This window comes from Tabrizicola sp., assembly GCF_041919135.1.
Classification (GTDB): Bacteria; Pseudomonadota; Alphaproteobacteria; order Rhodobacterales; family Rhodobacteraceae; genus Tabrizicola.
In genome coordinates this window covers 80,379-99,684 of record NZ_JAYRUJ010000010.1, presented here as the reverse complement: position 1 = coordinate 99,684, position 19,306 = coordinate 80,379, and the positions used below count along the sequence as shown (strand labels likewise).

The 19,306-nt window shown below is 69.9% G+C and carries 16 protein-coding genes; 7 read left to right on the top strand and 9 right to left on the bottom strand.

What is annotated here, in order from left to right:
* Positions 1-297 precede the first annotated feature (297 nt).
* The 4 genes from ACE3UA_RS09910 to ACE3UA_RS09895 form a co-directional block, all read right to left on the bottom strand.
* Positions 298-2,601 (bottom strand): type VI secretion system Vgr family protein, encoded by a 2,304-nt coding sequence (locus tag ACE3UA_RS09910; protein ID WP_374644598.1) that lies wholly within the window; start codon positions 2,599-2,601, stop codon positions 298-300.
* 93 nt (positions 2,602-2,694) lie between these two features.
* Entirely contained in the window at positions 2,695-5,169 is a 2,475-nt protein-coding gene (locus ACE3UA_RS09905) for an ImcF-related family protein (protein ID WP_374644596.1), read from the bottom strand.
* Positions 5,166-6,050, bottom strand: a complete 885-nt coding sequence (locus tag ACE3UA_RS09900; protein WP_374644594.1) for a M15 family metallopeptidase — start codon at positions 6,048-6,050, stop codon at positions 5,166-5,168. Before ACE3UA_RS09900 ends, ACE3UA_RS09905 begins: the two co-directional genes overlap by 4 nt.
* A 1-nt stretch (position 6,051) precedes the next feature.
* A complete protein-coding gene (locus tag ACE3UA_RS09895) occupies positions 6,052-6,807 on the bottom strand; it encodes a PP2C family serine/threonine-protein phosphatase (protein WP_374644592.1) in 756 nt (251 codons plus the stop codon).
* 148 nt (positions 6,808-6,955) lie between these two features.
* Between ACE3UA_RS09895 and ACE3UA_RS09890 the strand changes: the two genes are divergently transcribed.
* The 3 genes from ACE3UA_RS09890 (at position 6,956) to ACE3UA_RS09880 (ending at position 10,405) form a co-directional block, all read left to right on the top strand.
* Complete coding sequence (locus ACE3UA_RS09890; RefSeq protein ID WP_374644590.1) at positions 6,956-7,639, top strand: OmpA family protein; 684 nt, start codon at positions 6,956-6,958, stop codon at positions 7,637-7,639.
* 102 nt (positions 7,640-7,741) lie between these two features.
* On the top strand, positions 7,742-7,960 hold the full coding sequence (locus tag ACE3UA_RS09885; RefSeq protein ID WP_374644588.1) for a hypothetical protein: 219 nt from the start codon (positions 7,742-7,744) through the stop codon (positions 7,958-7,960).
* Between the two features lie 3 nt (positions 7,961-7,963).
* Entirely contained in the window at positions 7,964-10,405 is a 2,442-nt protein-coding gene (locus ACE3UA_RS09880) for a caspase family protein (protein WP_374644586.1), read from the top strand.
* A 23-nt stretch (positions 10,406-10,428) separates the two neighbouring features.
* On the opposite strand, the gene ACE3UA_RS09875 is transcribed toward ACE3UA_RS09880, so the two are convergent.
* The 4 genes from ACE3UA_RS09875 to ACE3UA_RS09860 all read right to left on the bottom strand — a co-directional run bounded on the left by ACE3UA_RS09875 (position 10,429) and on the right by ACE3UA_RS09860 (position 13,273).
* Positions 10,429-11,043, bottom strand: a complete 615-nt coding sequence (locus ACE3UA_RS09875; protein ID WP_374644584.1) for a hypothetical protein — start codon at positions 11,041-11,043, stop codon at positions 10,429-10,431.
* A gap of 3 nt (positions 11,044-11,046) precedes the next feature.
* Complete coding sequence (locus ACE3UA_RS09870; protein ID WP_374644582.1) at positions 11,047-12,549, bottom strand: caspase family protein; 1,503 nt, start codon at positions 12,547-12,549, stop codon at positions 11,047-11,049.
* Positions 12,550-12,721: 172 nt separating this feature from the next.
* Positions 12,722-12,955, bottom strand: a complete 234-nt coding sequence (locus ACE3UA_RS09865) for a hypothetical protein (protein ID WP_374644580.1) — start codon at positions 12,953-12,955, stop codon at positions 12,722-12,724.
* 66 nt (positions 12,956-13,021) lie between these two features.
* Positions 13,022-13,273, bottom strand: coding sequence for a BolA family protein (locus ACE3UA_RS09860; protein ID WP_374644578.1), 252 nt, complete (start codon positions 13,271-13,273; stop codon positions 13,022-13,024).
* 74 nt (positions 13,274-13,347) lie between these two features.
* Between ACE3UA_RS09860 and ACE3UA_RS09855 the strand changes: the two genes are divergently transcribed.
* The 3 genes from ACE3UA_RS09855 to ACE3UA_RS09845 all read left to right on the top strand — a co-directional run bounded on the left by ACE3UA_RS09855 (position 13,348) and on the right by ACE3UA_RS09845 (position 15,865).
* Positions 13,348-13,980, top strand: a complete 633-nt coding sequence (locus ACE3UA_RS09855; RefSeq protein WP_374644576.1) for a J domain-containing protein — start codon at positions 13,348-13,350, stop codon at positions 13,978-13,980.
* Positions 13,981-14,105: 125 nt separating this feature from the next.
* Positions 14,106-15,080: a cobaltochelatase subunit CobS gene (gene cobS, locus ACE3UA_RS09850; RefSeq protein ID WP_374644574.1), complete on the top strand. Its 975-nt coding sequence runs from the start codon at positions 14,106-14,108 to the stop codon at positions 15,078-15,080.
* Positions 15,081-15,133: 53 nt separating this feature from the next.
* Positions 15,134-15,865 (top strand): MgtC/SapB family protein, encoded by a 732-nt coding sequence (locus ACE3UA_RS09845; protein ID WP_374644572.1) that lies wholly within the window; start codon positions 15,134-15,136, stop codon positions 15,863-15,865.
* Between the two features lie 167 nt (positions 15,866-16,032).
* Here the strand turns inward: ACE3UA_RS09845 and xseA are convergent, their stop codons facing one another.
* On the bottom strand, positions 16,033-17,595 hold the full coding sequence (xseA, locus tag ACE3UA_RS09840; protein WP_374644640.1) for an exodeoxyribonuclease VII large subunit: 1,563 nt from the start codon (positions 17,593-17,595) through the stop codon (positions 16,033-16,035).
* A gap of 339 nt (positions 17,596-17,934) precedes the next feature.
* Between xseA and purD the strand changes: the two genes are divergently transcribed.
* A complete protein-coding gene (purD, locus tag ACE3UA_RS09835; RefSeq protein WP_374644570.1) occupies positions 17,935-19,203 on the top strand; it encodes a phosphoribosylamine--glycine ligase in 1,269 nt (422 codons plus the stop codon).
* Positions 19,204-19,306: the final 103 nt, after the last annotated feature.

The window sequence follows — 19,306 nt, the reverse complement described above, 5'->3', positions numbered from 1 at the left end:
TCCCGCCGGAGGCCGCCCGCCCGAGCGGCTTCTCGTCCTTCACGAGAAGCCGCGAGAGAAAGGCACGCGCGGAACGCGCTCGATTCAATACCCGCCCGCAGCCCACGGGCGATTCGCCAGACATGGTAATGACCACCAGGGCCGCCCCCGCGTCGGGACGGATGCCAGACCGATGCCAGACGCATGCCAGACCAAAGCGGCGGGGCGCCGGACCCCGGTTATTCCAGCGCCCGCAAGGGCTTGCCGCATTCCCCGCGGACCGGCCCCGGAAATCCCGTTTACCTCTCCTCAACCATGTCAGTTCTGGTTGATCTTCGCCCCCTTGATGGTGACGTTCCCGTCCGCCTTGGCGTTGATCTTGCCCGAGGCCACCAGGCTGATGTCCTTGCCCTGGATGGTGATGGTCCCGTCCTTCTTCATCGTCACCTGCGCATCGCCGCATTTCAGGGTGATCTCGTCGGTCACGTCCAGCACGAACTTCTTGCCGACCTTGACCCCCATGTCCTTGCCGACATTGACCATTTCCGCATCGGTGATGTCGGTCTTCCGCCCCTTCGATACCTTCAGCGCCACCTCGCCCGTGACGTTTTCGCTCTGGTTTCCCGCCACCGACATCGACTCGTTGCCGCCGACCGTAACCGTCCGGTTGCCGCCGATGGTCCAGCCGTCATCCGACCCGATGGAATGCGTCTGGCCCGCCCCCACCGTCACATCGCGCGAGGCGCCGATCGTATTGCTCTGCGCCGCCCCCACCACCCGCGTCTCGGCGGCCCCGACCGTATCCACCCGCGCCGCGCCGACGGTGATCGCCTGCGCCGCCGCGACCGTCTGGCTATGGTTCAAACCTATGGTTTCACTTGAGTTTTTCCCCACGCTGATCGTCTCGTTCGACCCTACCGTCAGCGCCCGGTCGACCCCCACCGTCTCGGTGTCGTTGTTGCCGATGCTGGTGGACTGGTCGTGCCCCACCGTCACCGCCTTGTCGTTGCCCACCGTCTCGGTCCGGTCATGGCCGATGTCCTGCTTGGCGTCATGGCCCACGCCCTCGGCGAAGTCGTTGCCGATGGTGCGGGATTCGTTGTTCTTTATCAGCTCGTTATGGTCCTTCTCGGCCTGGAAGTAGACCTCCTCCGAACCCTTCTTGTCCTCGAAGCGCATCTCGTTCCAGCCCCCGCCGCCGGGCGAGGAATTGGACTTCCACCCCGATTGCGTGGCGCTTCCCGGCAGGCCATAGGGCGGCATCTGCGCGGCGTTGTAGACCCGTCCGGTGATGATCGGCTGGTCGGGATCGCCTTCCAGGAAATCGACGATCACCTCCTGCCCGATCCGGGGGATCTGGATGAACCCCCAGCCCGACCCGGCCCAGACCGAACTGACCCGGACGAAGCAGCTGGAGTTCTCGTCCTTGCCGCCCAGCCGGTCCCAGTGGAACTGCACCTTCACGCGGGAGTATTCGTCGGTGAAGATCTCCTCGCCCGAAGGCCCCACCACGACGGCCGTCTGCGGGCCCGACATCAGCGGCTTCGGCGTCCGCCGCTCGGGGCGGAAGGTCAGCGCAAGCGGTTGAAGTTTCAGGTGAACCCCGAAGCCTTCGCCCTGCCGCTGCATCCCGGCGCGGTACTGGTCGTCCCACATCTCGTAATCCGACCGCAGCACCAGGTATCTCACGTTGTCGGCCTCGCGCTCGAACTCCTCCAGCTTGAAGCCGACCCCGGACCAGAGCCCCCGCACGTTCCCCGCCGCCTCGACCCGCACATGCGGCGCCTGGGCTTCCTCCAGCCGGATCGCGGCCAGCGGCTCGCCCGCGCCGACCTCGAGGTAGGCGCCGGGATAGTGGTAAAGCTCGCCCTTCGCCGCCTCGTGCGCCTTGGGGGCGTCGGACTTGGTCATCAGGTCGGTGGCAGGTTTGGTGAAGTCATAATCGGTATGGACATAGGCCCCCGACCGGACCGAGGCGCGGGGCAGCAGCGAGGTGATCACGTCGTCCTGGCCGATCACGTTCCCCGCCTCATTGCGGAACTTGATCGTCTCGAACCCCTCGGCATCCTTCACGCTGGCATTGGCGTCCGACAGGACCAGCCTGTGCCCGTCCTCGGCATGGTCGAAGTGGTAGAAGATCCCCTCGTGCTCCATCAGCCGCTGCACGAAGTCGAGGTCGCTTTCGCGGTACTGCACGCAATATTCGCGCGGCGGATAGGACCGTTTCAGCCGCTTTTCCACCTTCACATGGGCATGGGGCTTGAACACCTCCTCCACGATCTCGACCACGCTTTTCTGCTGGAAGATCCGGTTGTCGCTGCGGTGGCTCAGGAACCACAGCCAGGGCCGCAGCACGGCGCGGTAATGGGCATAGTCCTCGCGATAGTCGTGAAAGGCGAATTCGGCGACGATGCCGTGGAAATGCCGCTTGGCGCTGTCGGTGCGGAGGCTGATCGTGGCGGGCGTGCCAAGGATGTCCTCGGCCTTCAGGTTGATGTCCTTGCTCACCAGCCCGACCTCGTAGCGGAAGCACCGGCTGATCTCGTCGAAGCCCTCCATCTGCGCGAAGAGCAGACTGTCGCCCAGGGCCGTGCCGACCGTGATGTTGCGACCATCAGCCATGCTGATCTCTCCTGTCCGAATGCATCGTCAAACCGGGTCGGGGCAATGCGGACAGTCTAGCCGAAAATCGCGCCGCGCGGGGCCGAAAAGCGTTCAGAGGGCGGTGGGGCAGACCAGACCCTTCAGCAGCCGCCAGCGCGACAGGGGATTGGCCTCGGCCTGGAAGCCGACCTCCATGAAAAGCCGCGCCCCGCCCGAGCGCAGGTCGACCAGGAAACGCTTGCCGCCGTCGCGTTCGCGCAGGCGGATGCCGTCGAGAAGGCGGAACAGCCCCCATTCGCCCGGCTGGGCCAGGGTCGCGCCGCCCTCGGCGGTGGTAAAGCGCACTTCGGCCCCGGCCTGCGGGTCGGCGCCGGGCCAGGCCAGGGTCAAGGGATCAAGCGCCGTCTCCACCGGCCCGCCCGCGCCGCCGATGGCGACGAAGGTCTTGCCGCGTTCCGCCAGGGCGGCCAGCGTCAGTTCGGCCCCCTGCGCGGTCAGGCCGGCCGCGATGGCCTGGGCGCGTTGCAGGAATTCGGCGCTTTTCGGGTCGAGCCCGGCGAAACGCGCGTCCGGTTTCCAGCGCCAGGGCGTGCCGGTGGTGTCGAGGAAAGGTTCGGCCCGGCTGCGGAAGAAGCGGTCGACCGCCCCGCCCGGGCCGAGAAGCGCGGCCACCTCGGCAAGGCTGGCGTCCGCGCCCTCGGCAAAGGGATAGCGGGCGGTCGTCACCTTGTTGCACAGGGGCAGGACCTCGGCCTGCCAGGCGCGCGTCAGGGGGTTCGAGAGCGGATCGGCCTGCGCGGCGCTGGTCTGGACCAGCACGTCCTCGACGATCTGGACCAGCATCGGCGGAGCGGTGCGCAAGGCGGCCAGCGTCGTCCCCCGCGCCTGCGCCGACATCAGCCGCTGGATGCCGCGCGGCTCGTCCCGGTCCAGCGCGCCAAGCGCCACGTTCAGGCCGGCGAACAGGCCCGCGATCTCGTCCATCCTTCCGTCCTCGGAATACTGGATCATCGCCGCGAAGTCGGAGGCGATGCGCAGCTGCATGGCATGAGGGCGGGCCCGGTCCCGGCCGCCGACCTGGGTCCAGACCTCGGGGAACAGCGCGGCCAGCGGCGAATCGCGGGTAGAGAGGCGACCGGAGACCAGGACCGCCTGATCGGGATCGGCGAAGGGGCGGACCTGGAGGTCGGCGAGGAAGGCCTTCCAGCGGGCAAGCGTCTCGCGCTGGAGGAGGTCCAGCACAAGGTCCGGCGCGTCGTTCGTGCTGGCGGGAGCGGTGTCGAACAGCCGCGCGGCCTCGGCCCGGGCGGTCTGCACGGCCAGGCCCGCGCCGGTGCGGCGGGCATGGTCCCAGCCCGCCTGGGTGAAAAGGCCGGGGATCGGCCGGTCCATCGCCCCGCCCGAGCGTCGTTGCAGGACGATGGACAGGCCCGGAACCGCCGCATCGGGCCGCCAGGGGGCCAGCCCCGCCGCACCCGGCGAGCGTTGCAGTTCCAGGAAGGCCCGCGCCGCTTCGGTGGCCTCGGCCGCGAAGCCGCGGGCCTGGTCCAGAAGCTCGGCATCGGGCTGCGGCAGCGGCCCGGCGGGCGGGTTGAGGCGGCCGATATGCGGGACCAGCGGTTGCAGGTCGGGCATCGCCCCGGCCCGGTCGGAAAGCCAGCCGGCCAGATAGGCGGGCGACCAGTCGGCCTGCCCCGAGAGTATCGCCCAGGCGCGGAGCGTATCATAGAGCGGCAGGCTTTCCCCCTCGCCGGCAAGCGCGGCATCTATGGCGCGGACCAGGGCGGCGGGCAGATGCCGTTGCACCGCCGCGTCATGGACCGCATCGGCATGGGCGGCGGCGTCAAAGCCCAGGGGCCCGGCGAACAGCCGGATCGGCGCCTTCGCGGCCGACCGCGCCACCCCCTCGGCCGCCCCGCCCAGCCGGGTCAGGCGCTGCGGCAGGTCGGGGATCACCCCTTCGCGGTCAAGGCCGATCGCCAGGGCCTCGGCATCGAACAGCCGCGTGAGGTCGCGGTGGAAGCGCCATTCGACAAAGCCCGCCCAGCCCGCCACCAGAAGCGCGAAGGCCAGGATCAGGACCAGGGTGATCCCGGTCCAGCCCGCGCCCATGTCGCGGTCAAGGCGGGTGCGGCTGCCGTCCAGCGTGGCGAGGCGGCGTTCCAGGAAGATGCGGATTCCGGCGAATTCGGGGCCGGCCTCGGCGGCCTTGCGGATGAAGTCGCGAAGCGAGGCCGCCGAAAGGTCGCGCCCGTCGAAGATCAGCCGGTGCGCCCCCGCGCCCCAGAGCGCCACGTCCACCGCGCGGTTCGCCCGCGCCGCCCGGTCAAGCAGCAGGCCAAGCGCATAGCGGGCGGGCAGCACGGTCGAGGGCGGCACCCCGGCGCGCTGAAGCTCGGCGTCGAAACGGTCCAGCGCCTCGGCCGCGCGCTGCAGAAGGAGGGGCGCGTCCTGGCCCCGGATCGTCGCCAGCTGCGCGGCCATGCGCAGGACCGGCCCTGCCGCCTGTTCATAAAGCTCCGGCTCCGGGATCGCCCGTTTCCCGGGCGGCAGGACCGTGCGCGAAGGGTCCGGCCGGTCGCTCATTGTGCCGGGATCAGCCCGTCCTCGACCCATTTGCGCAGCGTTTCTTCGCCCACCTCGAAATGCATCCCGTCCTCGCGGTTGTAGCCGCCGCCCCAGTACCAGCCCTCGGCGTTGAAATGCTCGGCCAGGATGACCAGGCCGATCTGCATGGTCCCATCGGCGAAGGGGTCGAGTTCGCCCTGGAGCGTGATGTCGATCGCCGTGCCGAAGGAATGGTTCGAGACCGCGCTGGCCGAGCCGCGGATCAGCCGGACGCAGAGCGATCCCGCCGTGCCGAGCTTGGCCGCGATGTCGGGCTCGTCCTCCTTCAGCCGGGCGAGGATCCGCTCCAGGCTGTCCAGGGCGGGCTTCAGCATGGTGGCCTTGACCGGGCCGATCTGCCGGGTCTCGACCAGGTCCTTCAGCCGGGGGTTGGTGATCGTCCGGCAATCGGAGCCCAGATCCTCGCGCGGGCGGCCCAGAAGCGCCAGCATGGTCTTGTTGCGCGGCTGGGTGACGCCCTTGTTGAACCTTTCCCGCGCGGCCCGCATCTGTTCGGTCAGCGCCTCGGTCTCGGGCAGGTGCTGGCCGTCCTCGGGCAGGGAAAGCCCGTCGTCGACGGGCGCGGTCGCCTCCACCGCCGGGGCCGCCGGAGCGCGGTTGGCGATCAGGCTCATCTCGTCGCGCAACCGGGCGAGGTCGGCCTTGAGCGTGCCGATCTCGGCCTCGAGCCGGGCGCGCTGCGCGGCTTCGGCGGCGAAGCTTTCCTCAAGCCGGGTCAGGCGCAGGTCGGCGCCGCCGTCGGCCGTTTCCAGAAGCGTCGTGACCATGGCGAAGGCGACGGCCGCGATGATGACGCCGATGGCGACGATGATCGGGGCGACAAGGTTGCCGGGCTGCATGTCAGCCGTCCCGGATCACGATGGCGATGGCCGAGACATTGTCGGGCGCGCCGCTGTCCAGCGCCTCGCGGATGAGCTTCTGGCAGGCCTCCTCGGGGCTGGCGGCCTCGCGCAGCAGGGTCTCGACCGTGGATTCGTAGACGCAGCGGGTCAGGCCGTCGCTGCACAGAAGCAGCCGGTCCCCGACCGCCAGGGGGACGCTGACCAGATCGACCTCCAGCTCGGCCCCGCCGCCGACGGCGCGGGTGACCATGTGCGATTCCGGATGGCTCTCGGCCTCGGCGGGGGTCAGCTCGCCCCGGTCGACCATCTCCTGCACCACCGAGTGGTCCCGGGTCAGCGGCCGCAGATGCCCGCCGCGCAGAAGATAGGCGCGGCTGTCGCCCGCCCAGGCGACATGCGCCACCGCCCGGCCGATCAGGACGGCGACCACGGTCGCGCCCATCCGGCCCATGCCCGGCGCGCGCTGGCGTTGCAGCACCAGCTCGTTGGCCTCTTTCAGCCGGGCCACCAGCGCGGGTCCGGGCTCCACCCCGTCGGGAATCCTGGCCAGGCAGTCGATCACGATGTCCGAGGCCAGGTCGCCGAAACCATAGCCGCCCATCCCGTCGGCCACCGCCCAAAGCGCGCCGGAGGGATCGGTCAGGATCGAATCCTCGTTGCGCTCGCGCACCATGCCGCGATTGGTCAGCCCGGCCCCCACGGCGACCGGCACCCTTGGCCGCGCGGTCGGGACGACTGTGATCGGCGTGCTCATCCCCGGCCCGCGCGCGGGGAGGTCGGAGGTTCGGTCGAGATTTGCAGCATCGTGCAGCCCGCCCAAAGGTGTGAATTGAATACCGGGACAGCATACCCTAATCTTTGCCATGGCAAGACTCCGATTTTCACGAAAAGGGGGTTCGACCATGCGCAAGATGCTGGCAGGCCTTGCAGTCTGCGCCGCGCTGGTTCCGGCGGCAGGATCGGCGCAGGACCTCTCCGAACAGGAGCTGCTGGAGCTGTTCCTGGCGCAGCGCGACGCCTACAAGGCCGCGGTCGAGGGCAAGACCTCGCTGACCCGGGGGTTGACGCTGGTCACCGCCGAAGACGTCGAGATCGCCACCGAAGTCGCCGCCGAACCCGCGACACCGACGACACCGACGACATCGACGCCGGAAGGCACCGAAGTCGCCGCCGTCGAGCCGGCCGAGCCCCCCCGGGCCGATACGGTGGTGTCCGAGAACGCCACCGCCACCCTGGTCAAGATGCCGGCGGATCTTGGCGTGAACATCCGGATCGAATTCGCCTTCGACAGCGCGGCACTGGACGACGCGCAGAAGCCGAAGCTGCAGAAACTGTGCAACGTGATGCGGGCGGCGGACATCCAGCTGTTCCGCATCATCGGCCATACCGACGCCTCGGGGTCGGACGACTACAACGAGCGCCTGTCCCGTCTGCGGGCCGAGGAAGTGCAGCGCTATTTCGTCGGCGACTGCGGCATCGACCCCGGCCGTCTGGAGGCGGTCGGGCTGGGCGAACGGTTCCTGCTGGAGGAGTCCGATCCCGATTCCGACCAGAACCGCCGGGTGGAGTTCCAGGCGCTGAGCTAGGGGCCGTCGCGCAGGAGGTTGTGTCCGGCCGGCGCGATTCGGGTCGTGAATTTCGCCGCGTTTGGTGCGATACTTCGACAGCGTGAACCCATGGGTGCATCCATGCCGGCAATCCTTTCCCGTTCCATGCTGCTCGTCTCTGCCCTGGGCCTTGTCGCGGCCTGTGACGAGATCGTCCCGCCGGAAGAACCCGCCCCGGCGGTCGTCCCGGTCCCCGCCCCCGCCCCGGCTGCCACGCCGGCCGCGCCCGCCCCCGTCGCCAAGAAGAAGCCGGTCATCGACTTCGACGACTCGGGCTCGGGCGGCGGCGGCTGGTCCTGAAGGATGGGCCGGCGGACCTGGTCGCGCGGCGGCCTGTCCGCCGTGATGCTCGTCGCTACGGCGTCGCTGGCCTTGGCGCAGGACGGCGAGCTGGGCGCCTATCCGCAGGGGCATGTCCCGGCGGTCGCGCGGAAGCTGGCGGAAATCCAGGGGCCGCGCCAGAAATACGCCGTCGTCATCGGCAACCAGAGCTATGCCCACGCGCCCCGCCTGCCGAACGCCTGGAACGACGCCGTGGATGTCGCCGACATGCTGGCGGGCCAGGGCTATGACGTCACGCTGCTGAAGGACGCGACCAAGCGCGACTTCGAGGCGCTGATGCAGCGCATCCTGTTCGATGCCGACCGCCGGACCGAGGTGCTGCTCTATTACGCGGGCCACGGGGTGCAGGTCGGGTCGGAAAACTATCTGATCCCGACCGACGCCCGGCTAGACCAGGCCGACGACCTGCCGTTCGAGACCGTCTCGGTCGGCAGCCTGGTGTCGATCCTGGGGGCACGGGCGCGGTTGCAGATCGTCATCCTGGACAGCTGCCGCAACAACCCCTTCGCGGGGGTGAAACTGCAGGATTCGCTCGGCCCCGACATGCGCGAGGTCGAGACCGGCTTCGCCTCGCTGGCGGCGCCGGTGAACTCCTACCTGGTCTTCTCCACCTCGCCCGGCGAGGTCGCGCTGGACGGCGCGGGCGAGAACAGCCCCTTCGCCAGCGCCTTCCTGCAATCGGCGGCGCTGGGGGCCGTCCCGGTCACCGATGTCTTCGACGAGGTCCGCCGCAAGGTCTTTGTCGAGACCAAAGGCGCGCAGGTGCCCTGGGACAGCTCGACCATGATCGAGGAGGCCAGGATCGCCGCGTCCGCCGGGGGGAGCGGTCCCGCCGCCCCGGCAACCGAGGATGGCGGCTCGGTCGGGCGGGGGTTGACGCTGTTTGCCAGTTCGGCCGGCGCGGTGCCGATCGGGGCCGGGCTTGCCAAGGCCGACATCGTGATCCGCGCCCCCCTCGCTCCCGCCGTCCCGATCGGGGCGACCCTTGCCGAAGGGCTGGCCGCCGGTCCGACGGACAGGATCGAGCTGATCGAACCACCGCGCGGCGGCCGGCTGGTGCTTCTGGACGCGGCGGGGGTCCAGTCCGCGCCGCTATTCCCGCTTCCCGCGGCCGACCTGGACCGGCTGGCCTTCGCCACCGTGAACGGCCTTGCGATGCCGGTGGGGCAGGAGGCGGTCCTGCGCTCGCAATTCGAGATCGGGCTGAACGGCAGCGCGAAAGTGGTGGAGGTCGAGCTGGCCCCCGATCCCTGCGATCTTGCCGCGGCGGATCACCTGGACCCGGAGGGCGTCGGCTTCGCCCGCTTCGCCAACGAGATCGAGCCGGAGGTGGCGCTTCAGGCCTGCGAGGCCGCCCTTCGGCGCGAGCCGCAGAACGCGCGCTTCCACTACCAGCTGGGCCGCGCCCTTGCCGCGCTGCGCCGCCATGACGAGGCCCGCGCCGCCTGGGAAACCGCGCGCGAGATGGGCCATACCCGGGCCTCCTATGCCATCGGCAACGCCATCCTGAACCAGGCGCGCGCAACCGGCGGCGCGGCGCTGGAAGCCGCCCCGGACGAGGCGCTTGCCTATTACCGCGAGGGGGTGGAACTGGGCGATCCCTATGCCTTCTACGCGCTCGGCCGCCAGCTGGTGCGCTTCGGCAAGACCCGCGACGAGAAGCTGCGCGGCCATGACCTGCTGATGCGCGCGCTGGAGGTCGGGCATACCTATGCGATGAACGAGCTGGGGTTCTTCTACCTGGATCAGGACAGCGAATATTACGACCCCGCGCGCGGCCTGCGCTATCTGACCGAAAGCGCCGCGCGGGGCGACATCTACGGCTACAACAACCTGGGCCTGGTCTACATGAACGGGCTTGGCGGCCAGGAGAAGGACGCGAAGCAGGCGCTGGACTGGTTCACCAGGGCGGCCGAGGGCGGGCATCCCAACGCGCCCGGCAATATCGGCACGCTGATCGCCAGCGGGGCGCTTGGCAAGGCCGACCTCGGCCAGGCGGTGGAGTGGTTCGACAAGGGGCTGGAGCGGGGCGATGCCAATGCCGGGGCCCATGCCGCCTATCTGATCCTGACCGAGGGCGCGGGCGGCCTTTCCCCTGCCGACGCGGCCCTGCGCGCGGGCCGCGCCGCCGCGCTGCGCGATCCGGTCGCGGTCGAACGCGCCCGCAAGGTGCTGGCCGCGACCCCGCGCGAGGCCGTCGACATGGCGGCGCAGCGGCTGTTGCAGGAGCTTGGCGCCGACATCACGGCGGACGGGGCCTTCGGCGCCGGCAGCGCGGCCGCCTATGAGGCTGCCGCCGCACGGCACGGCGGCGGCAGGATGGAGACCGATCCGGTCGAGCGCCTGGTCGACATCGCCCGCATCCACTGGTCGACCACGCCCTTCCGCGTCGATCTCTACTGACCGGCCAAAGGGGCCGCGCCGGATCAGGCCGAGCGCAGGATGACCAGGTTCTCCTCCACCGCGGCGGCGATGTCGGTGTAATGCTGGGTGCGCCGCGCCGGATCGCCGCCGGAGCGGATGATGATCAGTTCCGTCTCCTCGACCACCTTCGCGGCTTCGGCGGCGGCCGCGGCGGCCGATTCTTCGGTGACCGCGCGGATCGGCGGCATGCGCCTGGCGGCGGGCTTGTGCTTCTCGCGCGGGCGGATCGCCGGGGCGGTCGTGTCGAGGTTGGCCGTCACGATCGCATCCAGCCTGGCGGCCGCGTCCAGCATCGCCTTCTTGACCGGCAGGTAATCCCCGTTGTCGGGCAGGAGTTCGGCGACCTTCAGGTAATAGAGCCGCAGGCAGTCGATGCGGTAGCGCAGCGCGATCCGGTCGTCGTCGCAGGTGTCGTTCGCGCCCTCCAGGAGGCGCACGATGATCCGGGTCGAGCCGGCGTTCAGCGCCGGTCCCGGCGCGACCGGGTCCACCCGGGAGTGTTCCGGCGGGCATGCGGGCTCCTCGATGCCGCCGCAGGATTGCGCCAGCGCGGCGCCAGCGGGCCACAGGACCGCCAGCCCCAGGGCCAGCAGGGCGGATGTCAGAAATCTTCGCATCGCTCAATCCTCCGTTTCGAAAATGCCATAGGCGGCCAGGATGGCGCGCCGCGTTCCGGGGCCGAACGATCCGTCGACCGCGCCGTCGTAAAGGCCCTTCCCGGCCAGGATGTCCTGCAACCCGGCCCAGGTCTCGGCCGGGAACTTGTCGGCGTTGTTCAACAGCGCATCCAGCGCCAGCTCGCTGCCGCCCCGCAACGCGCGGTAGAGCAGGTCGGCGGCATCCTTCGGGCCGAGGTCCGGCACCAGCCCGTTGGCAGCGAAGGACGCCAGGTTGAACATCGCCTCGGTATGGCCCTGGGCGGCGGCCTCGCGGAAGAGGGCCAGCGCCTTGTCGCGGTCCTTGGTCAGGCCCAGCTCGCCGGTGAACTGGAAATAGCCCATGTCGTTCAGCGCGGCCGGGATCTTGGCCTCGGCGGCCTCCTGATACAGTTTCAGCGCCCGCGCCGGATCGGGATCGACGCCGATCCCGCCCTCCAGCACCTTGGCCAGCCGGTATTTCGCATCCGCGTCGCCCGCCGCCACGGCCTTTTCCAGAAGCTCCTGCGCCTCTTGCGGGGCGTAATCGGTGCTTTGCCGGTCGAGCTTGGCCAGCGCGAGGCCGACCAGCGAACGCGAATCCCCGGCCGCGGCCGATTTCTCCAGGCTGGCGCGGTCGGCCGCCACCACGCGCTGCCAGGCGACGGCAAGGTCCTCGAGCCCCGGTTCGGCCGGGGTCGCGGTGCCGCCGGTCAGATAGAAGGGCTGGCCGGGCAAGGAGCCGTAGGTGGTCGGCTCCTGCCGGTTGCCGGTGGCGGCCAGCACCTCGTCGCGCACCTGGCGGAAGAGCAGGCTGATCTCAAGCTCGGGCTTCACGATATTGTCGCGCAGCGCGATGTTGAACGGGCTGTTCGCCCCGTCGCCGTCCAGCGCCACCTCGCCGTCGCGGGCGGCATAGGCGACCAGCGTGCCGCGTTCGGGCGACGGCGCGGCCAGCCCGCCCTTGCCGGTGGTCAGGCCCTTGGCCACCTCGGGATCGCGCAGGTCGATCACCTCGGGGAATGGGTTGTCGCGGCAGCTGTCCAGGATCAGGATCGACATCTTCCGCGCCCCGTCCACCGCGGCCAGCATCTGGTCCATCGTGACCGAGGCCGCGACGATATCCCTGGCGGCGCGCACCTGGGCGTCGACCGGGATCAGGAAGGTCGTGCCCTGCACCGAGACGCCATGCCCGGCATAATAGATCAGCGCGATATCGGCCGTTTCCGCCTTGAAGGCGAAGTCGGACAGCGCGGCCAGCGTCTCGTCCCGGGTGGCGTCCATCAGGACCTGGACCTGGAAGCCGATGCCTTCCAGCGTTTCGGCCAGCGCGCCGGCGTCGTTCACCGTGTTCCGCAGGCCCGGAATGTGCTGGTAGGCGGCCAGCCCCAGCACAAGCGCGACCCGGTCGCTGGCCCGCGTCTCGGCCAGGGCCGGGAAGGCCAGAAGCAGCAGGATGAGCGGCAAGGCCAGGAAACGGCGAGGCATGGCGGTATCCGGCGGCATCGGGAAATGACGTTGCGTCAAATGCTACGCCCGATTGCCGGGTGCGGCAAAGCGCAAACCGAGCGGCAGGGGTCAAAACCGCATGAAAGGCCGGTCGGAAAGAAGGACTTGACGCGGAAAGGGCGTCCGGCCGGAGCCGGGCGTCAGATCACGGCTATCCCCTGTCCGGGGGCGCCTGGCCCATCAGCCCGACCTCGCGCGCCCGGCGGGGACGGAGATAGGCCCAGTTCAGCAGCGCCGCGGGAAGGCCGACCGCGAGGCCGATCGCGGCCGCCCAGAGGAAGGTGGCCCATTCGTAACGGCCAAGGACGAGACCGGCGATCACCACCGCGCCGGCGACGGAGGAGGCCCAGAGCGCGATGAGCCAGAGGCGAAGATGCGGGACCATGGCGTTCTCCTTTCCTGCCGGGGATCGGAAAGGGAACCCGCCGGGCCCCGCCGGGGTTCCCGCGCCCTAGCCGATGTCGAGCGCGATGGCGTGAATGCGCTGGTTGAGGTCCCCCAGCGCCCCCTGCACCGCGCGGTGCCGGGCGATGCGGGTCATCGTCGCGAAGGCGGGCGCGCGGATCACGACGCGGAAATGGCTTTCGCCCGAACCGTCGTCGCCCGCATGGCCCTGGTGGCGGTGGCTTTCGTTGATCACCTCCAGCGCGGTCGGGCCGAAGGCCTCGGTCAGCCGGGCCTCGATCTCGTCTTTCACGGCCATGTCAGTGCCACCCCCTTCAATCTGCCGCGAAAACACCTAAACTCGTGGCCCCGAGTCGGAAAGGCCCCCTTCGCATGACCAGTCGCCCGCCCTTTGATTTCAACCTCAGCGCCGCGGCGGACAAGAGGCGCAAGAAAACCGGGCGGCGCGGCATGTCGGGGGCGTTCGAGACGGCGGACCGGGCCTGCGACTATCCGGGCTGCAAGGAAAAGGGCGCCTATCGCGCGCCGAAATCGCCCGATCTCCTCGACGAGTTCTTCTGGTTCTGCAAGGATCATATCCGGGAATACAACCTGAAGTGGAATTTCTTCCAGGGCACCTCGGACGAGGAGTTCCAGAAGTTCCTGGACCGGGACCGGGTCTGGGAGCGCGAGACCAAGCCCTTCTCCAGGATCGGCGACGGCAATGCCTGGGCCCGGCTGGGGGTGAACGACCCGATGGCGCTGCTGGGCGAGAAGGCGACGCAGAACCCCGGCAAGGTGCTGTCGACGGCCACGCGCAAGCTGCCGCCGACCGAGCGCAAGGCGATCGAGATCCTGGACGCGCGCGACACCTGGACCAAGGCCGAGATCCGCAGGCAGTACAAGACCCTGGTCAAGGACCTGCACCCCGACATGAACGGCGGCGACCGGCGCGACGAGGAGCGGCTGCAGGAGGTGGTCTGGGCCTGGGACCAGCTGAAGGACAGCCGGCATTTCCGCGACTAGGGCGGAAGGCGAAAACCGGCGCGAGGCCGTCGCGGGCGGCCCTTCCCCTTGAACCCCCCCGCGATATGTTCCAAGGATGCCGGAATGGGCGCGATGGGGCGCGGGCGGCTTAAGGTGGGCAGGCGATGCTGGATCAGGTGATGAAACCGACCGAGGAAATCTCGGTCCGCGATGTATTCGGGATCGACACCGAGATGCGCGTGAAGGGATTCGCCGAGCGGACCGACCGCGTGCCCGAGATCGACCCGACCTACAAGTTCGACCCCGATACCACGCTCGCGATCCTGGCGGGCTTTGCCTATAACCGCCGGGTGATGATCCAGGGCTATCACGGCACCGGCAAGTCGACCCATATCGAGCAGGTGGCCGCGCGGCTGAACTGGCCCTGCGTGCGGGTCAACCTGGACAGCCACATCAGCCGGATCGACCTGATCGGCAAGGATGCGATCAAGCTGCGCGACGGCAAGCAGGTGACCGAGTTCCACGAGGGCATCCTGCCCTGGGCGCTGCGCAACCCGGTGGCGATCGTCTTCGACGAATACGATGCGGGCCGGGCGGACGTGATGTTCGTGATCCAGCGGGTGCTGGAGCATGACGGGAAGCTGACGCTCCTGGACCAGAACGAGATCATCACCCCGCATCCCTGCTTCCGCCTGTTCGCCACGGCGAACACGGTGGGCCTTGGCGACACCACGGGGCTGTACCACGGCGTGCAGCAGATCAACCAGGCGCAGATGGACCGCTGGTCCCTGGTGGCGACGCTGAACTACCTCAGCCATGACGCCGAGACCGCGATCGTCCTGGCGAAGAACCCGCATTACAACACCGAGAAGGGCCGCAAGACCATCAGCCAGATGGTGGCCGTGGCCGACCTGACGCGGACCGCCTTCATGAACGGCGACCTCTCGACGGTGATGAGCCCGCGGACGGTGCTGAACTGGGCGCAGAACGCCGAGATCTTCCGCAACGTGGGCTATGCCTTCCGGCTGACCTTCCTGAACAAGTGCGACGAGCTGGAGCGGCAGACGGTGGCGGAGTTCTACCAGCGCTGCTTCGCCGAGGAACTGCCGGAATCGGCCGCTTCGATGGCGATGAAGTAAGGAACCGGCCGGATAGCTCCGGTGTTGGGGATGATTGCCGTGGACGAGCATAGATGACGCCCCAGAGCCTGATTGCCACGCTGGAAGACCAGTCGCTGATGGTGCCACTCGCCTTCAGCCTGGCGGCGGGCCTCCTGATCGGCATCGAGCGCGAGTTGCGCCGCAAACCCGCGGGCCTGCGCACCCATGCGCTGGTCTGCGTCGCCTCGGCGTTGATGACGCTGCTGGGACTGCGGATGGAGGATTGGGCCGCGGTCCTGCCGGACGGCACGCAGATCGTCAGCGACATGGCGCGGATGCCGCATGCGATCCTGACCGGGATCGGCTTTCTCGGCGCGGGCGTGATCTTCCGCGAGGGCCCCTCGGTGCAGGGGCTGACCACGGCGGCGACACTCTGGATGACGGCGGCGCTGGGGATCGTCTTCGGCGCGGGGCTGCTTGAACTCGGGGTGATTGGAACGGTGGCGGCGCTTCTGGTGCTGATCCTGTTCCGGCTGGTGCAGCGGGTGATGCCGCCGAAGCCGGTGATCCGGCTGGATGTGGTGGTGCCGGCGACCAGCACCCTGGACGGAACGCAGCTAACGGCGGCGCTGGCGGGGATCGGTCTCACCGCCGGGCCGATCTCGCTGGCGCAGGACATCGGGCTGGGGCTGCGTCGCTACAAGCTGATGGCGGCGGGCCAGGACCAGCGCATCGACTGCGACGCCGTGGCGAGCGCGCTTCGCAGCACCGCGGACCTGCAGAAGCTGACGGTGGTGCCACTGGACCGCGATACGGGGACCTGAGAGAGAGGACCCTGCGCGGCGGGACCAGGAAACCGGCCCCCGCAACTTGCTCTTTTTCCAAATACTCCCGCCGGAGGCTCCTGCCCCGTCAACCCGCACGGGCCGCGCAGGGGAAAGCCGCGGCAGCGCCGCCCGAGGGGCTCGATGCCCCGAGGGCGGCCCTCCGGTCAGAAAAGGCTGCCTTGCCCGCCCTCCCCCTCGCCCCGCGCCTTGCGCGCCGGGCGCGTCAGGGCCAGCCGCCCGTCCCGGAACTCGATCTCCAGCGCGCTTGCGCGTTCCGCCCCGGCCCTTGTCGTGACCACCGCCCCGTCGCCCCGCACCACCGCATAGCCGCGTTTCAGCGTCTCGGCATAGCCGAGCGTCACCCGCGTCCGGTCCAGCGCCTCGAGCCGGTCGGCCAGCCGGGCCAGCCGCTGCGCGGGCGCGGAGTCCAGCCGGCCGGAGAGCCGGACGAGGGCAAGCCGCCCTTCCCCCAGCTTGCGCTCGGCATCGCCCAGCATCCGCCCCAGCGCGGGGGCAAGACGGGCCGCCAGATGCGCAAGCCGGTCCTGCCGCTGCTCGAAGCGGCGCAGGACCGCCCGGCCCAGCCGCTCGTCGCGCGCCGCCAGCAGATCGCGCTGCCGCGCCAGCCCCGCCCGCAGGGTCGCAGGCTGCATCCGCCCCGCCAGCCGGTCGAAAGCGCGGTGCTTCTGCGCCACGGCCAGGCCCAGCCCCGCCGAAAGCCGCATCGCGCAGCCGTCCAGCCGCTGCCGGGGGGTCTGAAGCAGCGCCTCGAGCCGGGGCAGCGCGCGCGCAAGGTCGCGCAGGCGCTGGCGGCGCAGCATCACCCCCTGCCCGACCCCGCGCGTCAGCCGCGCGGCCAGGGCGTCGAGCGTGGCCAGCAGCTCCAGCCGCACCGGCACCGCCAGTTCGGCCGCCGCCGTCGGCGTGGGCGCGCGCAGGTCGGCGGCATGGTCGATCAGCGTGGTGTCGGTCTCGTGCCCCACCGCGCTGATCAGGGGGATGCGGCTTGCCGCCGCCGCGCGCACCACCACTTCCTCGTTGAAGCCCCAGAGATCCTCGAGCGACCCGCCGCCGCGCGCGACGATCAGCACGTCGGGGCGCGGGATCGGCCCGCCCTCGGGCAGCGCGTTGAAGCCCCGGATCGCGGCGGCGACCTGAGCCGCGCAATCCTGGCCCTGCACCGCGACCGGCCAGACCAGCACATGCCGGGGAAAGCGGTCGCGGAGGCGATGCAGGATGTCCCGGATCACCGCGCCGGAGGGCGAGGTGACGACCCCGATGACCCTGGGCAGATAGGGGATCGGCTTCTTGCGGGCCGGATCGAACAGCCCCTCGGCCCCCAGCGCGGCCTTGCGCCTTTCCAGCATCGCCATCAGCGCGCCCGCGCCCGCCGGGGCGAGGTCATCGACGATCAGCTGGTATTTCGACTGGCCGGGAAAGGTGGTCATCCGGCCGGTGGCGACGACCTCCATCCCCTCCTCGGGGCGGACCTGCATCCGGGCGACCTGGCCCTTCCAACTGATCGCGGCGATCACCGCGCGGTCGTCCTTGAGGTCGAAATAGAGATGCCCGGACGCCGGACGCGAGACCCGCCCCACCTCTCCCCGGACCCGGACCAGGCCGAACTCGCCCTCGATCACCCGCTTCACCGCGCCCGAAAGCTCGGACACCGTGTATTCCGGCTGGTTGCCCTGCGGTGCCGGGCCGTCTTCGAACATGTCCATCAGTCGCCGTCTCCAGAGGAATCGCCGTCATCGTCCGGGGACGCACCGCCCGGTCCCGGTCCGGGCGCCGGACCGTGCTGCCAGCGGTAGACCGCATAGCTGCCCAGTATCATCGCCCCACCGGCCAGAGCCAGCCCGTAGCGCGCCGCCGCAAGACCGTAGCTTGCCGTCCCTAGCCCCGCCATCTCCAGGCCCCGCAGCAGAATCGACGGACGCGGCCGTGGGGCGGGTCCATTCCCGCCCCCGGTTCCGATGCCGATTCCAAACTCAGGATCCATGGCTTGCCTCCCTGCCAGAGGAACCCTATGACGCCGGTGACAGAAGTCCAAGCCGGGGGCGCCGATGAACATCCTCATTCTCGGAAGCGGTGGCCGCGAACATGCGCTGGCCTGGGCGGTGAAGCAGAACCCGAAATGCGACCGGCTGATCGTGGCGCCGGGCAATGCCGGGATCGCGATGCTAGCGGAATGCGCCGATATCGACATCCTCGACGGGGCGGCGGTGGTCGGCTTCTGCGAGGAGAACGCGGTCGATTTCGTGATCGTGGGGCCCGAGGCGCCGCTGGCCGCGGGGGTGGCGGATGCCTGCCGGGCGGCGGGCCTGCTGACCTTCGGCCCCTCTGCCGCCGCCGCGAAACTCGAGGCCTCGAAGGCCTTCACCAAGGAAATCTGCGACGCCTGCGCCGCGCCCACCGCCGCCTGGGCGCGCTTCACCGAGGCGGCCCCGGCAAGGGACTACATCCATCGGCACGGCGCGCCCATCGTGGTCAAGGCCGATGGCCTCGCGGCCGGCAAGGGGGTGATCGTGGCGATGACTGAGGCCGAGGCGCTGGCCGCCATCGACGACATGTTCGGCGGCGAGTTCGGCGCGGCGGGCGCGGAAGTGGTGATCGAGGAGTTCATGGCAGGAGAGGAGGCAAGCTTCTTCATCCTGACCGATGGCGAGACCGCGCTGCCGATCGGCACCGCGCAGGACCACAAGCGGGTGGGCGATGGCGACACCGGCCCGAACACCGGCGGCATGGGGGCCTATTCTCCCGCCCCGGTGCTGACGGACGCGATCCAGCGACAGGCGCTGGACGAGATCGTCCTGCCCACGATCCGCGAGATGGCCCGGCGCGGCACGCCCTATCAAGGGGTGCTCTATGCCGGGCTGATGATCAGGGACGGCCGGGCGCGGCTGGTGGAATACAACTGCCGCTTCGGCGACCCGGAGGCGCAGGTCCTGATGATGCGGCTTGGCGCGCAGGCCCTGGACCTGATGCTGGCCTGCGCCGAGGGGCGGCTGGCCGAGGTGCGGGCGAACTGGGCCGAGGACCATGCGCTGACCGTGGTCATGGCCGCGAACGGCTATCCGGGGGGCTACGCCAAGGGCAGCCAGATCCGGGGGCTGGAGGAACTGCCCGAGGACAGCCGCCACATGGTGTTCCACGCCGGCACCGCCGCCCGCGAGGCGCAGATCATCGCCTCGGGCGGGCGGGTGCTGAACGTGACCGCGCGCGGGGCCAGCTTGCGCGAGGCGCGGGAGGCGGCCTATGCCATGGTCGCCCGGATCGACTGGCCCGGCGGCTTTTGCCGCAGCGACATCGGCTGGCGGGCGCTTTCCGAATAGCGCGGCGGCGGCGCAAGCCGTCGTCGGGGGGGTCACCCCCGAACCCGCGAGAGCATTTGCGCCAGGAGGAAAACTCCGGGCGGCGGCGAAGCCCGATGACGAG

What these genes read in the sequence shown, in the direction of transcription:
- ACE3UA_RS09910 (WP_374644598.1), bottom strand. Translation starts at nt 2,601, where the DNA reads ATGGCTGATGGTCGCAACATCACGGTCGGCACGGCCCTGGGCGACAGT.
- ACE3UA_RS09905 (WP_374644596.1), bottom strand. Translation starts at nt 5,169, where the DNA reads ATGAGCGACCGGCCGGACCCTTCGCGCACGGTCCTGCCGCCCGGGAAA.
- ACE3UA_RS09900 (WP_374644594.1), bottom strand. Translation starts at nt 6,050, where the DNA reads ATGCAGCCCGGCAACCTTGTCGCCCCGATCATCGTCGCCATCGGCGTC.
- ACE3UA_RS09895 (WP_374644592.1), bottom strand. Translation starts at nt 6,807, where the DNA reads ATGAGCACGCCGATCACAGTCGTCCCGACCGCGCGGCCAAGGGTGCCG.
- ACE3UA_RS09890 (WP_374644590.1), top strand. Translation starts at nt 6,956, where the DNA reads ATGCGCAAGATGCTGGCAGGCCTTGCAGTCTGCGCCGCGCTGGTTCCG.
- ACE3UA_RS09885 (WP_374644588.1), top strand. Translation starts at nt 7,742, where the DNA reads ATGCCGGCAATCCTTTCCCGTTCCATGCTGCTCGTCTCTGCCCTGGGC.
- ACE3UA_RS09880 (WP_374644586.1), top strand. Translation starts at nt 7,964, where the DNA reads ATGGGCCGGCGGACCTGGTCGCGCGGCGGCCTGTCCGCCGTGATGCTC.
- ACE3UA_RS09875 (WP_374644584.1), bottom strand. Translation starts at nt 11,043, where the DNA reads ATGCGAAGATTTCTGACATCCGCCCTGCTGGCCCTGGGGCTGGCGGTC.
- ACE3UA_RS09870 (WP_374644582.1), bottom strand. Translation starts at nt 12,549, where the DNA reads ATGCCTCGCCGTTTCCTGGCCTTGCCGCTCATCCTGCTGCTTCTGGCC.
- ACE3UA_RS09865 (WP_374644580.1), bottom strand. Translation starts at nt 12,955, where the DNA reads ATGGTCCCGCATCTTCGCCTCTGGCTCATCGCGCTCTGGGCCTCCTCC.
- ACE3UA_RS09860 (WP_374644578.1), bottom strand. Translation starts at nt 13,273, where the DNA reads ATGGCCGTGAAAGACGAGATCGAGGCCCGGCTGACCGAGGCCTTCGGC.
- ACE3UA_RS09855 (WP_374644576.1), top strand. Translation starts at nt 13,348, where the DNA reads ATGACCAGTCGCCCGCCCTTTGATTTCAACCTCAGCGCCGCGGCGGAC.
- cobS (WP_374644574.1), top strand. Translation starts at nt 14,106, where the DNA reads ATGCTGGATCAGGTGATGAAACCGACCGAGGAAATCTCGGTCCGCGAT.
- ACE3UA_RS09845 (WP_374644572.1), top strand. Translation starts at nt 15,134, where the DNA reads ATGACGCCCCAGAGCCTGATTGCCACGCTGGAAGACCAGTCGCTGATG.
- purD (WP_374644570.1), top strand. Translation starts at nt 17,935, where the DNA reads ATGAACATCCTCATTCTCGGAAGCGGTGGCCGCGAACATGCGCTGGCC.